At 58.5% G+C, this 22,684-nt stretch carries 15 protein-coding genes and 1 pseudogene; 3 read left to right on the top strand and 13 right to left on the bottom strand.

Annotated features, from left to right (window positions below; translation table 11 throughout):
• Positions 1–13: 13 nt before the first annotated feature.
• Positions 14–1,396: a DUF1329 domain-containing protein gene (locus P5W99_RS18205; protein WP_421027065.1), complete on the bottom strand. Its 1,383-nt coding sequence runs from the start codon at positions 1,394–1,396 to the stop codon at positions 14–16.
• A gap of 280 nt (positions 1,397–1,676) precedes the next feature.
• Positions 1,677–2,657, bottom strand: coding sequence for an aminotransferase class IV (locus tag P5W99_RS18200; protein ID WP_421026575.1), 981 nt, complete (start codon positions 2,655–2,657; stop codon positions 1,677–1,679).
• 427 nt (positions 2,658–3,084) lie between these two features.
• Between P5W99_RS18200 and P5W99_RS18195 the strand changes: the two genes are divergently transcribed.
• The gene (locus P5W99_RS18195) at positions 3,085–4,545 is read left to right on the top strand and encodes an aldehyde dehydrogenase family protein (protein WP_421026574.1); all 1,461 of its coding nucleotides are present in this window, start codon (positions 3,085–3,087) and stop codon (positions 4,543–4,545) included.
• A 120-nt stretch (positions 4,546–4,665) separates the two neighbouring features.
• Here the strand turns inward: P5W99_RS18195 and P5W99_RS18190 are convergent, their stop codons facing one another.
• The 8 genes from P5W99_RS18190 to P5W99_RS18155 form a co-directional block, all read right to left on the bottom strand.
• Entirely contained in the window at positions 4,666–5,265 is a 600-nt protein-coding gene (locus P5W99_RS18190) for a TetR/AcrR family transcriptional regulator (protein WP_421026573.1), read from the bottom strand.
• 264 nt (positions 5,266–5,529) lie between these two features.
• Entirely contained in the window at positions 5,530–7,149 is a 1,620-nt protein-coding gene (locus tag P5W99_RS18185; RefSeq protein WP_421026572.1) for a GMC family oxidoreductase, read from the bottom strand.
• Between the two features lie 552 nt (positions 7,150–7,701).
• A complete protein-coding gene (locus P5W99_RS18180; RefSeq protein ID WP_434664122.1) occupies positions 7,702–8,652 on the bottom strand; it encodes an alpha/beta hydrolase in 951 nt (316 codons plus the stop codon).
• A gap of 33 nt (positions 8,653–8,685) precedes the next feature.
• The gene (locus P5W99_RS18175) at positions 8,686–10,176 is read right to left on the bottom strand and encodes a flavin-containing monooxygenase (RefSeq protein ID WP_421026570.1); all 1,491 of its coding nucleotides are present in this window, start codon (positions 10,174–10,176) and stop codon (positions 8,686–8,688) included.
• A 693-nt stretch (positions 10,177–10,869) separates the two neighbouring features.
• On the bottom strand, positions 10,870–11,850 hold the full coding sequence (locus tag P5W99_RS18170) for an alpha/beta hydrolase (RefSeq protein WP_421026569.1): 981 nt from the start codon (positions 11,848–11,850) through the stop codon (positions 10,870–10,872).
• 12 nt (positions 11,851–11,862) lie between these two features.
• Positions 11,863–13,326, bottom strand: a complete 1,464-nt coding sequence (locus P5W99_RS18165) for a flavin-containing monooxygenase (protein WP_421026568.1) — start codon at positions 13,324–13,326, stop codon at positions 11,863–11,865.
• A 52-nt stretch (positions 13,327–13,378) separates the two neighbouring features.
• Entirely contained in the window at positions 13,379–14,545 is a 1,167-nt protein-coding gene (locus tag P5W99_RS18160) for an iron-containing alcohol dehydrogenase (protein ID WP_421026567.1), read from the bottom strand.
• A 29-nt stretch (positions 14,546–14,574) separates the two neighbouring features.
• On the bottom strand, positions 14,575–16,056 hold the full coding sequence (locus P5W99_RS18155) for an NAD-dependent succinate-semialdehyde dehydrogenase (RefSeq protein WP_434664117.1): 1,482 nt from the start codon (positions 16,054–16,056) through the stop codon (positions 14,575–14,577).
• Between the two features lie 968 nt (positions 16,057–17,024).
• On the opposite strand from P5W99_RS18155, the gene P5W99_RS18150 reads away from it, so the two are divergent.
• Both P5W99_RS18150 and P5W99_RS18145 read left to right on the top strand, forming a co-directional pair.
• Positions 17,025–17,858: a DUF932 domain-containing protein gene (locus tag P5W99_RS18150; protein ID WP_421026565.1), complete on the top strand. Its 834-nt coding sequence runs from the start codon at positions 17,025–17,027 to the stop codon at positions 17,856–17,858.
• A 127-nt stretch (positions 17,859–17,985) separates the two neighbouring features.
• Positions 17,986–20,223 (top strand): annotated as a pseudogene (locus P5W99_RS18145) (ParB/RepB/Spo0J family partition protein).
• Positions 20,224–20,268: 45 nt separating this feature from the next.
• Here the strand turns inward: P5W99_RS18145 and P5W99_RS18140 are convergent.
• Genes P5W99_RS18140 through P5W99_RS18130 form a run of 3 tightly spaced genes read right to left on the bottom strand, consistent with a single transcriptional unit; the run spans position 20,269 to position 22,183 of the window.
• On the bottom strand, positions 20,269–21,003 hold the full coding sequence (locus P5W99_RS18140) for a hypothetical protein (RefSeq protein ID WP_421026564.1): 735 nt from the start codon (positions 21,001–21,003) through the stop codon (positions 20,269–20,271).
• On the bottom strand, positions 20,993–21,703 hold the full coding sequence (locus P5W99_RS18135) for a protein mobD (protein WP_421026563.1): 711 nt from the start codon (positions 21,701–21,703) through the stop codon (positions 20,993–20,995). Before P5W99_RS18135 ends, P5W99_RS18140 begins: the two co-directional genes overlap by 11 nt.
• Positions 21,704–21,712: 9 nt before the next feature.
• The gene (locus P5W99_RS18130) at positions 21,713–22,183 is read right to left on the bottom strand and encodes a hypothetical protein (protein WP_421026562.1); all 471 of its coding nucleotides are present in this window, start codon (positions 22,181–22,183) and stop codon (positions 21,713–21,715) included.
• Positions 22,184–22,684: the final 501 nt, after the last annotated feature.

The raw sequence follows: 22,684 nt of genomic DNA, 5'->3' as shown, positions 1-22,684 counted from the left end.
TTTGCGTCGAACCTCAGCGTTCGCTCACCGAGCGCAGCGATTCGGCCGTGAAGAAGTCTGTCTTGAAGCGCGGATCGTTAATATGCTCATACCAGTGGATGTCCTTGCCCTGACCAACTGATGAGGCGTCGAACACATAGCGTCCGTTGTTGAGGTCATACTGCACGAAGGGCTCGTTATCGCAGGCACCGCCAAGCTCCCAAACCGGAATCGGGTAGCTCTCGCGCACCTTCCAGAGTTTGCCCTGTGCGTCATAGTCCTCGCCGACGAGTGCCAGCCAGCTGTCCTCGTCCAGATACAGGATCTTTTTCGAATCGACGTGGCGCGCCGTAGGCTTGAGCGTTGCCTCGACCACCCAGACGCGATGCACCTCGTAACGACGATGGTCGGTCGCGATGCCATTGGGCGTGGCGACGTCGTGCAGCTTGTCTTTAAAGGTGTACATGCCGAAATCGTCGTAAGGTACGATCATTTCCTTCTTGCCTACGAGCTTCCAGTTGAAGCGGTCGATGGAACCGTTGAACATGTTGGATTCGTCGATCAGATACTGGTTTTCGTAGCCGATCAGCGGTGCATCGTGTGTATAGGCCGGCATGCGTCGCACGCGCCGCTGCCCGGGAAAGTAGTAGTAGGTCTCCGAGTCCTTGTCGAAGTACTGGCGTTGCACGAACGCCTGTCCGGCCAGTGCCGCAGGTGAGTCAACCTCGAAATACGCGCCCTGGCTGAACTGGTCGACGTCCTGCGGCGCGGTCTTGCCATCCTTGCCCGCCGGAAAGTAGAAGACCTGCGGGCCGACGCTGTCGATCCAGTCATTACTGCCCGGGCGTGGGGAAATGACCGTGACACCCGGCGCCCACTCGGCGCCTTCGCCCCGGTAGCGCGTTTCGTAGTTCAAGATCGCTTCGGCACCGCTCTTCGGCTGCGGAAACGCCACGCCCGGGAATGTCGCGGTCTGGATCGTCTCGCCATTCGAAGCCAGCTTCGCCGTCGTGAGATTCGCCGTCGAATTCCGCTCGGCGAATTCCGGCAACTGGCATTCGCGGTGGGACGGATAAACGTCCATGCGGTAGCCCTTCAACTGCTTGACGAGCTGGACCTGCCCCGGCGACAGTTTGTCGGCGTATTTGTCGACGTTCGACGCATCGATCGTGTACAGCGGCTTTTCGTTCTTGTGCTTCCAGAAGTCGCCGCGGACCTTGCCCCATTCCCAGCCTGCTGGCATGGCTTCCCGGCCGGCAAAAGCTGGCACCAGTCCGTCCTTGCTGGCCGCGCGCTCGGCGCCTGACGGCGTGAGGTCTTCCGCCATGGCTGCAGTTCCAATCACAAGACACACTGCGGCCGCGATCACGGACACGGCCCTGATATTTATCTGCTTCATCATCGTTCTCCTTTCCATTTCTCTCGCTTTGCGGCCTGCACGTCCGGCCGTCCGAGGTGCGATATCGCCGATGGTGGTTTCAACGTAGATCGTTGCCACTCGGCGCCAGACCCAGTCCTTGCCGGAACCGGCTGCCGACCGAAGCTCGACACACTTTACGTCCGGCACCGTTAAGGAGTGCCGGACAGGCTTTTCCCGCATTCTCGATGGCTACAGCTATCGTGCATGCGTCAAAGCCGGCACGGCTAATCTGACCGGATCGACTCTGTACGCGCGTCGCTTGTGATGGGCTCCCGGCTTATGCCGGGACAGACGTGAAGTATTCAGCTGGCTGCGAATGCCACCCTGCCCAGCGCTTCTCCCAGTAGAGGTTATGGATCTTCTCGGAGATCGGGCCGGGGCCGTTGTGGTCACCAAGGCGCTGGTTATCGACGGAGCTGATGGGCATGATTCCGCCTGCAGACGAGGAAGTGAATGCTTCGTCGGCCTGGCGCAGCTGGGTCGCGGTGTATTTGCCGATGTTCACCTTGATGCCAAGCTCGGCGGCGATATCGAAGACACTCTGGCGCGTGATACCCAGAAGACAGCCTTCAGCAGGGGTATAGAGCTCGCCGTTCTTGACGAAAAAGACGTTCGCGCCGGCAGCTTCGGTGAGGTTGTCGCTTTCGTCGACGAGAATCGCCCAGTCCTTCTCTTGTTGCATCGCCTCGAAGAGAGCAAGCTTCATGTCCATCCAATGGAAGTTCTTGGCCGTGGGATCCACCGCCTTTGCGGAAATCCGGTTGTACAGCTTGCTGATCAACAGGTTCGAGCCGCGCGTGCGGACCTCGTCGTCCGCCTGGAAGAAGAACGGCACGGCAAAGGCAAACATCGCATTCTTCATTGCACTGCGGTCACGACGGTCGACGCTCAGGGGGCCGCGGGTGACGCACCACCAGACGTACGCATCCTTCAGGCCGGCGTTTCGCACGAGATTGTGGAGAATTTCCCTGACCTGTTCGCGATTGAACGGATTCTCGAGGAAGAACTTCGCCGACGACTCTTCCATGCGGGTGAGGTGATCGTCGAGCCGAAAGAAGTTGCCTCGTGAGACGGTAACGACATCGTAGGCAGCATCGGCATGCAAGAACCCCGCGTCAACGAGCGGGACGGTCGCTTCGGTGATGGGGACATAGTTGCCGTCGCAGAAGGCACTGCCACCTTCGTAGCGGGATTCATGCGGGGCACGAGCATGCAATGGGTGCTCATGCATGATCTGCTGTACTTGAATAATTGCCATGGTAATTACCTTTCGCTCTTGAAGGAGAGTTGTCGTTCGACGTTGACATCTAAAAGCGACCGAATCGCGGTTCGCCACTTTATGGATTGCTTACTTCTATTTGGCTATCCGGGATGGAGTCTACTACTTGACTTGATCAAATGACCGTGTGGCAGAAGGTATTGCTCGAAAAATTCCTTGTCGATGAAGGTTAACCCTCTGTGATACGTGCGTGAGTACTCGAACGGCGAGCTGACTCGAACTCGGACTATTTTGCAACGGCATTGCTGCTGGTTCCCTAGAGCATCGTGTTTCGAAGTGCCAGTGGTCAATCCTGATTATTACTGAGTCGTTCGACTTGGACAACTGATCAAAAAAGGCGGTAGCATGGCTACTCTGGGGAGTTCTGAAGACTCGCCCGCGAAGCCAACTAACATGGAGCTAGCTGATGCCAATTTTTGAAGCAGAACATCTACGCCGGGCGTTGATAGGCGGGCGATGGGTGGAGCCGGTGAACGGTGGCATTGAGCACGAAATTATCAATCCGGCGACCGGCGAGGTCTCTGGGGTATTGCTGTTCTCTGACGAGGCGGATGTGAATTTGGCTGCGAAGGCGGCTAGCGACGCCTTCGCAGCATTTTCGAACACGCCCCTGGTTGAGCGACTCCAGATGCTCGAACGCGTGATTGGTGCATACACTGAGCGGTTGCAGGACATGGCGGACGCAATCACTCTAGAGATGGGCGCACCCATGGATGCTATTTCTCGCCCACTTCAGGCGGCGCTGGGACTCTGGCACCTCCATACGACTCTGGAAGTTGCAAAGCAGTATCCGTTCGAACGAACCCAAGGCACTTCGCGGATCGTGAAGGAGCCTGTGGGTGTTTGCGGGTTGATTACGCCATGGAACTGGCCAATGAACCAGGTCATGTGCAAGGTTGCGCCGGCTCTGGTGGCGGGCTGCACAATTGTGTTGAAGCCCAGTCAGAATGCACCGTACTCGGCCATTGTTCTCGCCGAGATCCTTGAGAAGGCCGGCGTACCTCCCGGTGTATTCAATCTCGTACAGGGCTCTGGGCAGCGCTTGGGAAGTGCCATTGCTTCCAGCCCGCTCATTGATATGGTGTCGCTTACCGGGTCGACGAGCGCTGGTGTGGAGGTCGCTCAGGCAGCGGCGACGACGATCAAAAGGGTGACGCTAGAGCTGGGTGGAAAGTCGGCGAACATCATTCTGGATAGCGAAAACTTTCAGCAAGCAGTCACGCATGGGGTGCTCCAGATGATGGCCAATTCCGGTCAGACATGCACGGCGCCATCACGAATGCTGGTGCCAGCGCATCGGCTTGAGGAAGCGGAAGCGATTGCAGCAGCCGCGTGCGGGCAGGTAGTAGTCGGCGACCCGCGCGATCCCAGCACAACAATGGGACCAATGGCGAACCAGCGCCAGCATCAAAAGGTGCAGGAAATGATTCGGGTTGGAATTGAGGAGGGTGCAGTGCTCATCTCGGGCGGGCTCGGCAATCCTTCCGGGCTTGAACGAGGTTACTACGTAAAGCCGACGATCTTCAGCCGCGCAAACAATCGCATGAAAATAGCAACCGAAGAGATTTTCGGCCCTGTATTGGTCCTCATCCCCTATAAAGATGAACCAGATGCTATCGCCATCGCCAACGACTCGCCGTACGGATTGTCCGGCTACGTCTATGGAGACTCGATCGAACAAGCGGAGCGTGTCGCAAGAAAGTTGCGGACCGGAATGGTCCACTTGAACGGCGCGGCAGTTGACATCGCGGCACCATTCGGTGGTTACAAGCAGTCCGGAAATGGACGAGAATGGGGCTACGCCGGCATCGAGGAGTTCCTGGAGACGAAGTCTATGTTCGGCGCGGCGCCGGGCGCCATCAGCTAACTAGAATCGACGCTGGGTGCCTCTCTCGGGGGGCTCCCAACTGGATGCCGTCGTCCATCTACGCACCGGAAACAAGGTCGAAATGGACTTCAAAAAGCGCCACAGCAGGCCGCGTCGATTTCAAACCTGTACCGTTGAGTTCGAGATGACGGTTGCATACGCCTCCAAAGCTGAACTCGCATTTTTCAGGTTCGTCCCAAGCGTGCGGATATTCAGTTCCGCGTACCAACTATTAAGTAATCCATCGATCAGAACGAGGCTCATTCTAGCTACGGCTTCAATCATGTCGCTGTGGACTTCCACGGCGCACTTGCTGAAGTAAGCCACCGTTCGCTCGACAGACTGGACATAGGTTCTCAAGGCGAAATCGGGTCGATGACGCGCTGCCCACTGGATCAGCTCGGACTGGGCTCGGGCGTATGATGGATTCTGCACGAGCCATTCGACAATCTTGCGCAACTGCCATCCAGCGAGTTCCGCGAAAGACTGAAATGGTCTATCGGCGGTGAGGTCCGTCGCGATACGGTCAAACAGGGATTCGTAAACCGCATCGAACAGATCGTTCTTGGTGTGGAATACATAGTGTAGCGACGCCAGAGGGCAGCCTGCGGCTTGAGCTATTCGCCTCGTGGTGGCTCCCGCAACGCCATGCGTGGCGATGACATCAACGGCAGCGTCAACAAAGTCTTGTCGCCGTAACGCGGCCCTAACTCTTGTCATTGGTAAGCTCCGACACGAAAATCCTCTTCCGCTCACGTCGTACAGGCGTGTAGCGTTCAATCGAGATACATGGTCAGATGACCATCATATTGTAGATTATGTCGGTATTTTGAAAGCTTGTCTATGGCCGAATAGGGATGCGGGTCCCCGAATAGCCACCTCTGTAGTTGCGCATACTACGTCCGCAACATCCGTGCACGGTTGCGGCATTCGTGCGTACGAATGCCGCACGAGAAGGTGCTAGTTAAACCACCGTTTTAAAATTCAATTCGGTACCGTAGGCGGAAATCTTGCAATCCCCCGGATTAAATCCGAGGCTTTTTCTCCAATCATAATCGTCGGAGCGTTCGTATTTGCACCAACTAAAGTCGGCATTATGGAGGCGTCAACGACACGCAAGCCCTCCACTCCCCGAACGCGCAATTGGGAGTCAACGACGGCGAGCTCGTCGTTCCCCATGCGACAGGTTCCCACCGGATGGTAAACGGTGTCGGTTCGCTCACGTAGCAACGCACGAATGTCTTCATCGGATCGCGACCGAGCCTCAAACAGATCCTCCGTCACAAACTCCGACATGGCCGGCGCCGCCATCAGCTGCCGAGTCAACTTGTATCCCTCGACCAGGACATCGAGATCATCCGCATGATCGAGGAATGCCGGGTCGATCAACGGCGCCTCAAGCGGATCCGGGCTTTGCAGCTTGAGCGACCCACGGCTTTTCGGCCTCAACAGGCACACGTGGCAGGAAATACCATGTCCAAACTGCAACTTTCTTCCGTGGTCGTTGACGGGACCAACGACAAAGTGCATCTGAACGTCCGGTCGATCCAGATCGGGACGCGTCTTCAGGAAGGCGCCGCCTTCAGCAAAGTTGGTTGTCATGGTACCGCGCCGTGAATTCCGATATTGCCTGATGTCGCGCAGCGTCTTGATCCCACCGCGTACCGATACACCGAGCGCATCCAGGCTATTCGTTTTATAGCCGACAACGACGTCCGGGTGATCCTGCAAGTTCTCTCCAACGCCCGGGAGATCGGATACGACCTTTATCCCATGACGATGAAGTTCGTCTTTCGGTCCAACGCCGGACAACATCAGCAACTGAGGAGATTGAAGAGCGCCCGCGGAAAGGATCACCTCTTTTTTCGCCCAAACCGTCTCGACACTGCCCGCACGCGAGACTTCGACACCAACGGCCCTTTTTCCATCGAACACAATGCGTCTAACCAGCGCATTGGTCTCCACCGTCAGGTTGTCGCGAGCCTTCATATGTGGGAAAAGATAGGCGCGTGCAGCACTCCAGCGCTCTCCATTCTTCTGGGTCACCTGGTAAATACCGACGCCTTCCTGCTCCGCACCGTTGAAATCGTCCGTGATGGGCAAGCCGCACTGTCGTCCGGCCTCCAGCCAACGTTCCTGAAAAGGATTGCCTGTCCTCAGATCGCTGACCCAAAGCGGGCCGCCGCGCCCGTGCCATTCATTGCCAAGACGTTCGTTATGCTCGCTTCGCTTGAAATAAGGGAAGACGTCGTTCCAGGCCCAGCCTTCGTTGCCAAGCTCAGCCCAATCGTCGTAGTCGCAATGATGGCCGCGCGTGTACACCATCGCATTGATCGCAGACGATCCGCCCAACGCCTTGCCTCGCGGCTGGTAGCCGCGTCGTCCCAGCAGCCCCTTTTGGGGAACGGTCTGAAACGCCCAATTGTTCAGCCTGGATGGAATCATCAGCACCAAGGCGGCCGGAACGTTTACTGTCCATCCGTCGCCGGTGCCACCGGCTTCGAAGAGGCACAGCGTCACATCAGTGTCTTCGGTCAAACGCGAAGCCAGCACACTGCCTGCCGATCCGCCACCTACAACAAGATAATCGAATGAATTCTTCACAGGTTTGTGTCCTGAATAGACTACCCAGCGAAGACACGTCAGGTCGGCTCGCGCGTCAAGTCTTGAGTTGATCAGACATGCGAGCATTTCCCACGGCCTGGCTGGCCTTATAAAAGGAGGTCACGACGTACGCACTTGTCACCAGGCCCAAATATTCGCCCGGCTATATTGGCGTCTCCTCCATCCCTTATATTTCGATCTTTCACACTCGTTCACAACTTTCGACCACAAAGTGTGGTGCCGCGGCGAAGCGTACCGACGCGTCGCGCCCTGTCTCAACACAGTCGATAGCTCGGATGGTATCGAGACAAATAACCGGAGCCCTCTCACGAAAGCGTGCACGAACCGATGCCGACGGCGAAAAAGCGCAATCGCCACCGGATGCATTCATTCCGCCCCGCACTTTTCGGCTCCACGGAGGCATTAGGCAATCGGGCACATTCCGCCATGAGACAGGACTGTGGCCGCGTCGGCGACGTTGGAACTCGCCTGCCACGCTGCATGTGGCCACAGAACTGCGAACAGCAGAGTCAAGTCGCTACCGTGAACGTATCAATGGTGCTGCGCACTGCCGAGCATCTTCCGGAAACTCGCGATTCCTTTCTCGATCCATGCCTGGGCGCCCGGGGAGATCCCCCCCATATCGAAGAACCCGTGCAGCATGCCATCACACCTGATCGTTTCTACCTTGACGCCGCTTGCATGAAGCAAGCGACCGTATGCTTCGCCCTCGTCGCGCAGTGGATCGTATTCCGCGGTGAGGATGATCGCCGGAGGCAACCCTGCAAAGTCCTTGGCGAGGATCGGGGCCAGTCGTGCATCCGCCCGGTTTGTACCGTCGAGGACGTAATGTCGATCAAACCAGCCGATCGTATCGAGGTCGAGCAGATAGCCTTCACCGTTTTCCTTGAAGGAAGGAAAATTGGATCGGTCTTGTGCTACCGCCGGATAAATCAGGAACTGAGCGGCAAGCGAAATGCCCTCAGCGTGCAGTTCTTGGGTCACGACGGCCGCAAGATTACCGCCAGCGCTATCTCCGGCAACCGCTACTACATCGTTGCCACCCAGCTCACCAGCGTTTGCGATAACCCATTTGGTCGCGGCTAACGCGTCGTCCGCCGCCGCCGGATACCGATGCTCGGGAGCCAGGCGGTAGTCCACTGAGACGACTACCGCGTTCGCACCACGAGCCAGCTCTCGACAAATATTGTCGTGGGTATCCAGATCACCAATGACAAACCCACCACCGTGAAGATAAATGATCGTCGGCAAATGACGATCTTGAGTCGGACGATAGAGCCGCGCCCGTAGCGATCCAGTCGCGCCGGGAACCGTCAAGTCTTCCACACTATGAATTTCGACCACTGCCCCTGATGCACGAACTGCGTGTGCCAATTGATGCATCAATGCGCGCGCCTCTTCCGGGGTTGACTGCGACAGTGGCTTCGCGCCAGATCCGGCAAAAGCTTCGAGAAAACCAGCGAGATGCAAATCGAGTGCCATAACATTACCTTTTATGCGGACGTTACCGGGAGATCAGCGATATACGAGGACTTCGGAATCCGGGCTCAATTCCGGAAGAGTCTTGCTCTCCTCCTGGTACTCAAAGTGGTGCTGCCACGGCATACGATCGCCCCGCGAGTGCATCTGGTGTTGCGACCGCATAACGTACCCAGCATTGAAGTTATTCGGGTCTGTCCAGGGCAACCGCTGCATGTCGGCGTCTTCGGCTCGCAGGCGCGGCTCCACCGTCTTCGCACCAACCTTGTCCATATGTGCGAGTACACGACAGGTGAATTCACAGATGAGATCAGCGCGGAGCGTCCAGCTCGAACGGTAATATCCGTAGATGAACGCCATATTCGGGATACCCTCGATCATCATTCCTCGATATGAGACCCGCCTGGTCATGTCGACTGGATCTCCGTCGACGTGAAAAGCGATCTGGCCAAAAGCACTCATGTCGAAGCCGGTCGCCGTCACGACGATATCCGCCTGCAGATGTTCGCCGGAGGCCAATGTAATGCCGTTCTCGTCGAATGACTCGATCGTGTCCGTCACTACGGATGCTTTCCCGTCACGAATAGCCGCGAAGAGGTCTCCCTCCGGGATTGCAGCAACTCGCTGCTGCCACGGGCGATAGCCAGGGTTGAAGTGCTTGTCGACGTCAAAACCTTCCGGCAATTGTTGGCGAGTCTCGTTGATCAGCCAATCGCGAACAGCGTCCGGGTTCGCTGCGGACAGGTTGATCAGGTCGAACGTCTGCTTCAGGTGCGCACGCCGCAGAATTTCCGCACGCCACTCCTCCGGAACGTCAAGTTCGCGAAGCGGCGCGTCCAGTTGGTGGGTCCATGGAACGGATGTGAAGAAGGTGGGTGACCGCTGAAGCATCGTCACGTGCGCTGCGGTTTTGGCCATCGCCGGAATCAACGTTGCAGCGGTAGCCCCCGAGCCAATCACGACCACCCGCTTTCCGGCATAGTCGAGGTCCTCGGGCCAGTGCTGCGGATGAACAATCGTTCCCTTGTAACGATCGAACCCGTTCCACTTAGGCGTAAAGCCCTGACGATGGTCGTAGTATCCCGCCCCGAGCCACAAAAAGTCGGTAGTCATCGAGAAGCGTTCACCCGTATCGTTTCGCGATACTTCGACAGTCCAGCGCTTTTGTTCACTCGACCAGCCCACCGTGTGAACACGATGCCCGTAGCGGATCGTCGAACCGAGGTCATATTCGTCAATGACATCTCCGAGATAGCCATGGATCTCATCCGCCGTGGCGATCGAGCGGCCACTCCACGGACGGAATCCGTACGCATATGTATACAGGTCGCTGTCGGAGCGCGCCCCTGGGTAACGATGGGTCCACCAAGTACCGCCGAATCCCTCCATCGCTTCCAGAATGGCGAACGAGCGATCCGGCAAATGCATGCGGAGATGGCATGCCGCATCAATGCCGGATATCCCGGCCCCAATGATTAGTACTTCTACGTGCTCGGTCGAACATGAATCCGTTTGATTCTTAGCCATGAGATCTCTCCACTGACCAGTTATTGAAAATATCTGTAACGCCACCCTAACCAATCATTTGACTTGTTCATTTGATTACGTTAGCGTTGAGTTCCCCATACATAGATCGGCGACAACTCGCCGACCCAACGGGAAACGCCCCCGCGGTAGGTCATCCATGCGCGCCTCGGTTCGACCGGTCACTTCCGACATGATCATTTGACCAAGTTCCAGTGTTCCCAGTCTCATGCAGTCGAAGGACAATTTGAATAAGGGGTTTCCATTACACAATCGGTTGCGAATGTTGCAACGGCGTTATAAGGTGCGTAGCACGCCAGATACCAGGCCGCACCAGCCGTTGTTTCGCTCTTTCCGTGTTCAGCGCCCCCTCCCCGACTGACTGGCAGCCAGTCTGGATTGCCTCTGCACCGGAAGTGGGGCCAAGGTACCTCGCGAAACTGCCGCCCCACGACGGACGTTTCTCGTCCCTTCATTCCTGTGCAAGATCGGATAAACGCGATGGGCCGCGGCTCGACCTCGATGGCATCGGATCCCGACGATGACGTGAGTTCTTCGGTGCCCACAACTCTCGCCGGAGGATCGTTCCGACGTTGCTCGTTGGCAGGCGTCGAGAAGCTCGATGCTTTTCGTTCGTTTGTAATCAGTAAGTTAGTCTTTACAGAACGCCATCAAATCTTCGGAAGCCCCGGGACATCATTGAATCTGCCTTGTTTCGGCGAGCCGCCGAACAAAGGAAACTGCGCGTTCTAGTAGATATCTCGCTGCCGCGATATTGCGGGCTGCGGTGACGATGCCATGGTGATGCCCAGGAAGATGATGATGCTCGACATTGCTTCCGGCTCGTGCCGCGCACGACGCGTAGGCAATGCCCTCGTCGCATAGTGGGTCCAGCCCCATCGTTGCAATGAACATCGGCGGCTGTCGCCGACCTTCGGCATACAGCAGCGGCGACAGGCGCGGAAGATCAAACGGAACACCAGCCGGCACGTAGTGATTCCGGAACCAAAGCATCGATTCAGCCACAAGCGGAAATCCACCTTGAATACGCTGATATGACGGGAACATCGCCGTCAGGTCCGTCACCGGATAAAACAAGATCTGCCCGATGACCGTGGATCCAACCGTCGAGGCCGCATTAGCGATAATGGTCGCAATATTGCCGCCGGCGCTGTCGCCCGCCAGGATCACCCGAGACGCGTTAATAGAGAGCGCAGGGGCGTTGGCGATCAAGTAGTCCAATGCCTGCTCGCAGTCTTCGAGTGGGACTGGCCACTGGCGCTCCGGCGCTCGGCGGTACTCCACCGAGGCGACACGGCATTGGCTATGCCGCGCGAGATGGCGGCAGATGCCGTCATGCGTGTCCACGCTCCCGATCACCCACCCGCCTCCGTGAATGAAGACTACAAGTGGATTTTCGTCGTTGGCCTCCCCGTCGCGCGGACGATAGAGCCGTACGCGAATGCTGCCGTCCGCCACGGGAACGGACATGTCCTCATGGACAACGGTCTCATCGCACGCAATGCCGTTCATTTCGCACGCGCGCACGAAGTTCACGCGCGACTGGTCTACGGAAAAGCTACCGTAATGCAGTCCGCCCAGTTCGCGGAACGCCCGAACGGCGTCCCGGGCATCTTCGGAAACCTCCGTCAGCGGCAACCAGTGCACTGATGTCATGTGCACCCCCGGTCAGATCGCACCGAACGCGCTGTGATCCCATCGTGTCACAGTGCGGTATTCGTCCACTGTGCCAGCCCAGTTGTTGATCACCTTGCCCTTTGCGTTCTTGTACCAACTTGAGCAGCCCGCCGAAAACGCAGAGCCGGCCATCGCTGACTGTAGCCTGCTGTTGTATTCGTCAAACACCGCCCTATCGACGTCTACTGCCCTCACGCCAGCTGCAGCCAAGCCACCGATCGCGTCGATGATGTAGTTTTGCTGGATCTCGAGCATCGAAACGATGGAGTTGTGGTTCAGATTCGTATTCGGCCCATACAACATGAACATGTTCGGAAAGCCCGGCACCGTCATGCCAAGATAGGCTTCCGGGCCATCTTCCCATGCCTGCGCCAACGTGCCATCCGTCCCGCGAATTTGCAGGCTACCCTGGAATGCCTGACTCTCGAATCCCGTTCCGAACACGACTACATCGAACGGGAGAAAACGCCCGTCCCTGGTCTGGATACCGTCCTCGACAAAAGCCTCTACGCCCGCCGTCTCCAACGAGACGTTCTCGCGCATAAGAGCTGGATAGTAGTCATCCGATCGCAGAATTCGCTTGCAGGCGTATTCGTAATCCGGCGTTAGCTGCTCGCGAAGTACCGCGTCCGGCACCTGCCGATGAAGGTGCGCCAAAGCCAAACTCTTGCCTTCCGTCTGCGCGTCGGTACCGATACGTGTGCGCTCGAACCCTGCTTCACGGAATGCATGCAACGATTTCCTGCTTTCCTCAAAGAGATGGGGCTCACGCTCGAATGTATCGAGTTGCTCCATCGAGAAGACGATCTGATTGCGTGGCATGATCCAGTTTGCGCTTCGCTGGAACACAGTAAGGTTCTCGACCTTCGGCGCGATTTCCGGCACATACTGCACAGCGCTTGCGGCGTTTCCGATGCTTGCAACACGCTTGCCACTCAAATTCACATCATGCCGCCACTGCGCGGAGTGGAAATAGTCTCCCTTGAAGCTCGCCAGGCCGCGAATCGCGGGAATCATCGGACGGTTGAGCTGACCCCACGCCGGCACGAAGTAACGAGCGGTCAAACGCGAACCATCGGCCAGCTCGAACCGCCAAAGGCTCGCGCTCACATCCCAGTCAGCACTGCGAATCTCGCTGTTGAACCGCAGGTGTTCTGCCAAGTTGAACCGCGTGGCAAGCGAATTCAAATAATTGAGCAACTCATCCCTGCCCGCATACATGGCACTCACGCGTAGATGCGGATGGAAGCTGTAGCAATACAGATGCGACTCCGTATCGCATGCCGCGCCGGGATACGAATTATCAAGCCAGACGCCGCCGAGTTCGGGACGCTTCTCCAGGACGACAAAGTCGTCGATGCCCGCGATTTTCATGCGAGCAGCCATTCCTAGGCCTCCGAACCCGGCACCCAGAATGACGACCTCGTGGTGCTCAATCCTTTCTACATTGTTCATGATGCGCTCTCAATATTAACGTTACGGCGACCACAGAATTGCCTGCCCCGGTTCAATAAGCTTGTTCATACAGGCGCAATGCGTCTGATTCCGTGACAACAACTGGATTGTTCAACAGCAAGCGCTGCTGCTTCATGGCATCTGCCGCCAAGGTAGGCAGACTCGAACGCGGCACATCCATGTCGCGGAGACGGCGCGGAGCGCCGGATCGGTCCATCAGGTCATCCATAAATCCGATGAGCGCGGCCGCGCCTTCTGCCACGTTAGCTTTTCCACCCGCACCTACGACGTCTGCCAATTCCGAATATTGCAAAACTGCCGCTTCGGCGTTGAAACGCAGCACCGGTGCAAGCATCAATGCGTTGGACAAACCATGCGGGATATGGAAATGACCTCCCAGCGGATACGCAAGTGCATGGACCGCGGCCACAGGTGCATTGGCGAAGGCCTGGCCCGCAAGAGTAGCCCCCAGTAGCATTGCCTCGCGCGCGCGCTGGTCCTGGCCATTTTCACAAGCCGGGATCAGATTGCATGCCAGCAATCGCAATGCTTCACGCGCCAGGGCGTCGGAGATAGCATTCTTCTTGTGCTTGCTGGTATAGGCCTCAATAGCGTGGACCATCGCGTCGATGCCTGTTGCAGCGGTATGACTGCGCGGCAGACCAACCGTCAGTTCGGCATCCAGAATTACCCTGTCGGCATACAGTTGACGTGCGACGATCCCCATCTTATTTGTTTCGTTAACCGAAACGATGGAGATGTTAGTGACTTCGGACCCGGTACCAGCCGTGGTAGGGATTTGCACCAATGGCAGGCGCACACCCTGAACGTTGCCAATTCCGTACATTTCTGCCAGCGATTGCTGTGAGACGGTGAGAACGGCGACCAGTTTTGCGATGTCCATCGACGACCCACCACCCAGGCCAATAACAACGTCAACCTCGGCACTGCGCGCGAACTCGACACAGCGCGATACCACGCTCTCTGGTGGGTCCGCCACGACCTCGTCAAAAACTGCTACACGGAATCCCCCGGCCGCCAGCGACTCTTTCGCCGGCTCCAGCACGCCGGCCTTGTGCAGGCCCGCGTCGGTAACAATCAGAACATTACGTCGATCGGTCCATGCCGCCATCACTTGACCCAAGCGACGTACACAGCCCCATTCCTGGAGAATTGACGGAACGGTTTCGAAGAGCATCGACTGCGGGAACATTTTCATTGACATTTCCTTCATGCCGACGTTGGCAGTTAGATCTGGGCACGGATGTACTTGATCTCCAGATATTCCTCGATTCCATAACGGGAACCCTCACGGCCAAGGCCAGATTGCTTTACCCCGCCGAACGGCGCGACCTCGTTGGAAATCACACCAGTATTCAGGCCAACCATGCCGTACTCGAGTGCCTCACCTACCCGCCAGATGCGACCATGGTCGCGTGTATAGAGATAGGCTGCCAGTCCGTACTCAGTGTCGTTGGCCATCGCGATCGCCTCTGCCTCGTCGTCGAAACGGAACACCGGACCGACGGGTCCGAAGAGCTCCTCGCGCGCGAGACGCATGGCCGGCGTCGCATCGGAAATAACCGTCGGCTCGAAAAACGTTCCGCCAAGCCGATGACCTTTCCCGCCCGTGACAATTCGTGCGCCCTTGGCTACAGCGTCGTCAATCAGCTGGCTCAGGTGGTCACAGGCCGACTTCTGAATCAGCGGCCCCTGTTGTACCCCGGGTTCCATGCCGTTTCCTACGCTGAGCCCCTGAACTCGCCGGGCGAGCGCGTCGACGAAACGATCATGAATGCCTGCCTGAACAAGGAAGCGATTCGCGCAAACACAGGTTTGACCACTATTCCGGTATTTCGACGCCATGGCACCTTCGATCGCTGCGTCGAGATCTGCATCGTCAAATACGATAAAGGGTGCGTTACCACCAAGTTCGAGAGAAAGTCGCTTGATCGTTCCGGACGATTGGCTCATGAGTACACGGCCGACTTCCGTTGAACCGGTAAACGATAGCTTGCGCACAATCGGGCTAGCCGTGAGGACCGTCCCAATCTCGCGCGACGGACCACACACGACCTGGAACACACCGGCCGGAATTCCGGCTCGCTCAGCCAGTACGGCAAGCGCAAGCGCGGTCAGCGGAGTCAGGTCTGCCGGGCGCACGATGATGGAACAACCCGCCGCCAGTGCGGGAGCAACCTTACGCGTGATCATCGCGGCAGGAAAATTCCACGGTGTAATCGCGGCGCAAACGCCGATCGGCTGACGAATGACAAGGATCCGCTTGTCACCTTGCGGGTGAGGAATGACGTCACCATATACACGTTTCGCTTCTTCGGCGAACCACTCCACGAAAGAAGCTGCATACATGATTTCGCCGCGTGCTTCCACCAGCGGCTTGCCTTGCTCCGACGTCATGATGAATGCGAGGTCGTTGGCATTCGCAATTATCAAGTCGTACCACGCGCGCAATATCCTCGCGCGCTCGTGGCTAGTCCGTTTCTGCCAGCCCTCTTGTGCAAGCGCCGATGATGCAATGGCTTTCTCGACCTCTCCGGCGCCAAGACTGGCGACGCGAGCCAAGATTTCACCCGTGGCTGGATTCGTTACGGGAAACGAACGACCATCCGTGCCCCCCTCCCATCCCGACGCAAGCCAGGCACGCGTCTCCAGCAAGGAGCCGTCTCGCAGTTGGGCGCATAGCGCCGAAGGTACAGTCGCCTGGTTCATCCTGTCTCACTCTGTATGGTGAAAATGAACAGCGTCGATTCCATTGGTCCTCAGTTCGAGATTCCAAAAAATAGACACTCGTTCTTTCTTATAGCTCTCGTGGGTGGCGTCGCATTGCATCCACAAGAACCGTCTGTAGAAATCCGTGTCACTCAACCAGGCGCTTTCAGCGAACCGTCGAAAACTGCTCAGGCGTTGAATGCGAGAGTGTCTTCCCCCTCTCGTAAGGTTTCGTACAAGATCCGATGCTGATTCACGCCAAATCCCTCGCCCCTAGCTTTCGCTAAAGATTGCACTGCGCGGAAGAAACCGCCCTCACTATAGGGGCGCCTCACGAATTGGGGATATAGCAGGCATTAAGGTCAATTGACATGGTCATTTGACCACAAACAAAAATTCGCGGCAACTTAGTAGTTCCACGGGCTGCAGGTCAGGATCTGTCGACGCCGTTCTTGTACAGCAGGTCGGATAGCAGCTGACCGATCAGCAGCACCAGCGCGTTCAGCGCATGCTAGTTCACCGGCGCCGTCTCGACCATCGCATACAACTGACGTGGCTCGATCCCGTAGCACGTGCGGTTGTCGAACCGCAGCTTCGTCAGGCCGTACGGCTCCTGCGCGGTTCTTACGAGAATACGATGCGCGAGTCTGGTCGATAGGACCACACCTGCAGGCCCGGTCAACCCGAGGCATGGCATGCACCCGGCTCCCAGCTTCCCGCCCTTGACCCGCGACAGTAGCCGATAGCGGGCGCGCATCAAGGGGCGAGGGACCGTGTTGCCCGCACCCCTCCCTCGCCTTTTTCCTTGACACACGCCCGCTATCGGCTCCTCCAGTCGCACGGGCGGGAACCCGGGAGCAGGCGGTAGCAACGCCAACCCCGAGTTCCACCGGGAAGTGCCCAGCCTCAATAGCAAAGCACCTCCTCTCGCCCGGTTCAGGTCCTCAACCTTGACTGTGGAGATTGCCATGCAACTCGCTTCCTCTTTCCATTACGGGTCCCCGATGCTTCGCGCTGACTCGCCGCTTTCGGACGACCAGATTCGCCACGTTGCCCCTTCCATCTTCGCGGACGGCAAGCACGAAAGCCGCTCCGAGCGCTACACCTACATTCCCACCATCGATGTGCTCCGCGGCCTGCGCAACGAAGGCTTTCAGCCGTTCATGATCTGCCAGACCCGCGTACGCGATCAGGGCAAGCGCGGATTCACCAAACACATGCTGCGCCTTCGCCACGCCGACCAGATCTCCGGCGAGGAAGCCGACGAAATCGTGCTGCTGAACTCGCACGACGGCACCAGCACTTACCAGATGCTGGCGGGCACATTCCGGTTTGTCTGCCAGAACGGCATGGTCGCGGGCGAGAACATCGCCGATATGCGCGTGCCACACAAAGGCAACGTCATCCAGAACGTGATCAATGGCGCTTTCGACGTCCTTGAGGGCTTCGACCTGATCCGCGAGCAGAAGGAAGGCATGCGCGCCATGACGCTCGATCGCGATGAACAACAGGCGTTCGCCCGATCCGCACTCGCGTTGCGTTACGACCCGACCGATGCCGAAGCGCCCGCACCCATTACCGGAAGCCAGTTGCTTTCCCCGCGTCGCTTCGAGGATCGCCGCGATGACCTCTGGACCGTGTTTAACCGGGTGCAGGAAAACCTGACGAAGGGTGGACTGCACGGTCGCTCGCGGTCAGGCCGCGCGATGTCCACGCGACCCATCACCGGCATCGACCAGAACGTGAAGCTCAACCGCGCCCTCTGGATGCTCGCTGAAACCATGCGCCAGCTGAAGGCGTAACGACCTAGCGGCGGCGCACCCACGCCGCCCCGTTGCCAGCCCTTGCGCCACGACGCCCTCCGGGTCACGTTCCGGCGCGTTCACATAGCACTGGCCCGGCACCTTGTTTCCGACTCTGGAGTCCATCATGCAAGCCCAAACTGTCGAAACTGTCACCGTCTCCGTTGACGCAGACGAATCCACCACCGCACTCGAAACCAATTTCGGCAACGAGCAACCGGTCGCGACCGTGCCGTATTCCAGTCTGCAGCGGTCGCCACTGAACGCCCGCACGAAATCACTGGCAGGTATCCCTGGACTTGCCGCCAACATTCGCGCAAAAGGGCTGCTGCAAAACCTCGTCGTCCACGAGATCAAGGGGTCTCGCGGGAAACACCGCAAATATGGCGTTTGCGCGGGTCAGCGCCGGGAAGCTGCGCTCGACCTGCTGTTCGAGCAAAAGCACATCAGTGCCGACTACCCCGTGCCTGTGCGGGTCGTCAGCGAGGGCGAAGCGCTCGCCGTTTCACTGATCGAGAACAGCGAACGCGAAGGGCTCGATCCTTTCGACGTGCTCCGCGCATACCGGATGCTGGCTGAGGAAGGCCGCAGCGTCAATTACATCGCCGCGCTTTTTTCCGCCTCGCCCATCACGGTCAAACGGCGCATGAAGCTCGCCAACTTGTCGCCCAGGCTGCTCGCGCTGCTGCGCGAGGATGCGATCACGCTCGACCAGCTTGCCGCGCTCGCCCTGGCGGACGACCACGACACCCAGGAGCGCCTCTGGTTTGAGGCAAACGAGTGGCAGCGTCAGCCGCACTATCTGCGGCAGGCGATCACGCGCGCCGAGATCGACGCGAGCCGCAGCCGTCTTGTGCGTTTCGTCGGCCTCACCGCCTACGAAGATGCTGGCGGGTACGTCCGTCGGGATCTGTTCAGTGACGAGGAAAACGCGGGCTACATTGCCGACGCTGATCTGCTGCAACGCCTCGTCGCAGCGAAGCTCGACGCAGCCGCCGAGGAAGTCTGCGCCGAAGGCTGGGGTTGGGTCGAAACGCGTATCGAGCGCGACGTGCTGGAACTGAACCGCTTCGGCAAATTGAAACCAGTCTAGCGCCTATACACGGAGGACGAGCAACGCGACATCGACGCGCTCTCGGCGCAGTACGACGGGCTGGAAAAAAACCTCGAAGCATTGTCGGAGGACGATGAGAACGCCTACGAGGAAGCCGAACGCCTCGACGCTGAAATCGGGCGCGTCAACACCGCAATCATGGCGTTCGAAGGCCGCACCATGGTCTGGGAGGCATCACAGATGGCTGAGGCCGGCGCGTGCGTGATCGTCGGACCAAAGGGCGAACTGGTCATCGAGCGCGGCCTCATGCGACGGGACACCACGGCGGCACTCGACACGTCAGGCGCGACCATGTCCGGTACGCCGGAAGCCGACGCCCCCGACAGAGCGGGCTCGTCGGCTTCGAAGATGAAGCCCGTCCACAGCGCGAAGCTCTGCCAGCGGCTGACCGCGCACCGCACCGCCGCCATCCACGCTGAACTGGTCACGCAACCCACCGTCGCGCTGGCGGCCCTGCTGCAACACCTGATCCCGCACGCGCTGCCCGGGCACTTTGCCTTTACGACCACGCTTGACTATCTGACGCTGTCCGGCAGGAACAATCACGACAGTCTGCTGCACGCAGCCGACGACCTGCCCACCAGCCCCGCATGGAACGCCATCGAAACCCAACGCGCGCGATGGATCGCAGAACTGCCGGCGAAACGCCCTGATCTGCTCCCGTGGATGATCCGCCAGGACCCCGGCACGACGTTGCTTGACCTGCTCGCGTTCTGCACCGGCACGCTGCTCGACGGCATCGAAGGCGAAGAAACGCCGCATGCGATCAACGCGCTCACAGATGCGCTGAACCTCGACATGGCCCGGTACTGGACGCCGACCCGTGCCACGTATTTTGATCACGTCAGCAAGGCGCGCATCGCGGAAGTCGTGTCCGCTGTTGTGTCTCCGAAGGTCGCCGCCGATATCGCAAAGATGAAAAAAGCCGACGCCGCTGCCGCCGCCGAACTCCGCCTCGCCAGAATCCCGTGGGTTCCTGAAATCCTCACCGACCGCGAGATTCCGGCCACGCCCTCGTGGGCTGTCGGCCAGGATGACGCGGACGACGCCGATGCGGGAGAAAACGGTGAGGAAGCACCAGAGGACGAGGCCCCTATTGCAGGATCGAATCCCGGCAATGGCGACAAGGAATTCGACAACACCTCTCCTGACGCGGAAATGCCAAACGCTACCCACACCGCGCAGCCGCCGTGGCCCTTCCCGACCGGCGAGACGCTGAACGCGGCGCAAGCTGACCCAAGCGCAAAGTGAGTTTCGTCCATAGCCGCGGACGCGCGGCAGCAGACGACAGTGCCATCAGGGCCTGCCGTCTGCCTGCGAGAACCGCGACGCATGACAGTCCGAGCTCGCCACATGACGTCCCATCTGCCAGTCTGTAACGCCACCGGCAACCAGTAGGAGGCAAAGAACGGCACCGCCCACCAGCAACATGCAACGCATCGAACGCGCGAACCGCTCTTCCATGCGGGTCGCCATCCCCTCCACGCGCGCCGCCGTTGTATCAACCGCCCGCTCGAAGGCGTCAAGCTTGACGCCCAGCCGCTCGCGCTGCTCACGCGCTGACACTGTCGCCGCGCCGATCAGCCGGTTACCTGCCGAACGCGCGACCTGATTCGACAGGCGCCCGATCAGACCCGTCACCGCAGCCTCATTGAGACTTGCCAGTGCGGCCCGGTAGCGGGCCTCATGTTCCTGAATCAGGTTTTCCGCCAACTGGATCGTCGCTTTGCACCGCTCAAGCGCTTCGCGATGCTGCTGCATCAGGGCATCTTTTGCGCCGCCAGTTTCCCGGCGCGCGGCTTCGACGCTACCCTCCCCCGCCCACCTGATGCGTTCTGGCATGGCTTCATAAAGACGCGCGTAGTATTCGAGCACGGCAATTACCGACCATAGCGCGTCATTGTCATGCAGACTCAGTGCGCCCGACACCCGGCGCATGCGGGCGAGGCTGACCTCGTCGGGAACATCGCCGGAGACTTCGTGAAAAAGGCGGATGAGCGGGTCGACTGAACTCTGATGCCTATTGCTCATGAACCGCCCGGTCGACATCGATGACCTTCGAGAACATCGCGTCGCACAGCGCCCGCCAGCGAAAGAGTTCCGCACGTTGCCCGATATGCATGGACTCCGCCGCCCTGCGAATCGAGATACGCTGACTACGCAGTTCGTCCGCGACACGATCCGCAAGGTCGGGGAAATCCAGCGACTGGCCCTGGGCCTCGACGGCCCTGCGGAGCTTCGACTCACGGTACAGCATGAACTTGTCCGGAGTGCCGAAGTAACCATTGCGCACGACATGCGTGAGCGCACGCGGGAAAGTCTCGCCAAACTCGAGCAGCAGTTCGAGACTGTCACGCTGTCGGTTGATGACCCATAGCACGACGAGACGCCGGGCCAGGTCATCCAGGGTGCTGGCGAGCGTCCCTCCGTATCGGGCAACGCCTGCCTGACTTCGCGCCGCCGTATTGACGATGACAGTCGCATCCCGATGCACGTCGCAGAAATTTACGAAATCAATCCAGCCCCCCGCCTCATCCAGATCACACGAAGCGCATTCGATTTCGTCATGGACGGCTTTCATGACATCGGGATTGGACGTGTCCGTCTCCACCAGGACAACGTGGACATCCGTACGCCGGAGATATTCAACCAACGCCAGCGTAACGAAACTCTTGCCAACGCCACCCTTGCTGCCACCGACCATATAGATAGAAGGATTTTCCATTGCCATTTCATACCTCTACAAGTTTTCGGTATCCGGCCTGATCGGAAATCCGAGGAAGCCTTGAACCTCTGTGCGTTGCGGCCTGGTGATTCCGCCATCCTCGTTCTCGTTCTGTTGTGATCCCGCGCGCGCATGGCCAGAATGTGATGGCTTCGCCTGATTGCCATTTTTTACTCGAGACGATGTCACGGCGGTATTCGTAGCGACGTGCCGCTCTGCCTGCACTGCCTTTTCTTCTTTGGTAGCACGCTGCATCGCGTATCGCAACGTGCTGGCACTGATCTCCACACCGTCCTGGGCGATCTGCTCGACGATTTCTTCCTGCGTGTAGCCCTTTCTCTGCGCATCGATGATTTGAGGCTGGATGGACTTCATTGCATCCCGTACATTGACACGGTGCTCATGCGCGGCCTTCTCCGGCAGAGCCTCGAGACGGCGCGCTGCCGCGTCCCATTGCGCCCGGGTAAAGCTTTTCACCACCGGCATGATTGACTCCAGCACACAGCCTTCATGCCATCTTGCAAACGAGATTGGCACTCGTCAATAGCCGGAACGAGGCTCGAATCGGTGTGATGGAACGTGCCGGATTGAGCAGGACTTCTCTGGAATAACAAACTTTTTTTGTGCCGTCGCGTGCGCACACCATAGGGGGATTTGCACGTCGGTCAACACGAGGGTATCGGCCTTAGAGTCGACTCATCAGAGGCTGGCCGTTGACAACGAGCTGCAATTGAAATCCGCCGCGCGCCAATTCGCGTCGGATGATCGGGGGAATTGAAATGCCCTGTCGGTCTGACGCGATTCCTGCTGCGCCGCGCGCGGAAATGTCTTTGTGCAATTTGCGCCGGCGTCTGTATCTTTGCGCGCCGATTCAATACTTTCTTTGGATCTTTCTGCTCGGAGCACGGCAACCTATGCTCATCCATGTTGTGCCATGAATCATACCTTCGCGCTCCCGGTCAATCATCTATTTGCGTGTACGGGGAA

Source organism: Paraburkholderia sp. A3BS-1L (assembly GCF_051125215.1).
Lineage (GTDB): Bacteria > Pseudomonadota > Gammaproteobacteria > Burkholderiales > Burkholderiaceae > Paraburkholderia.
This window is presented reverse-complemented; position numbering and strand designations above follow the sequence as displayed.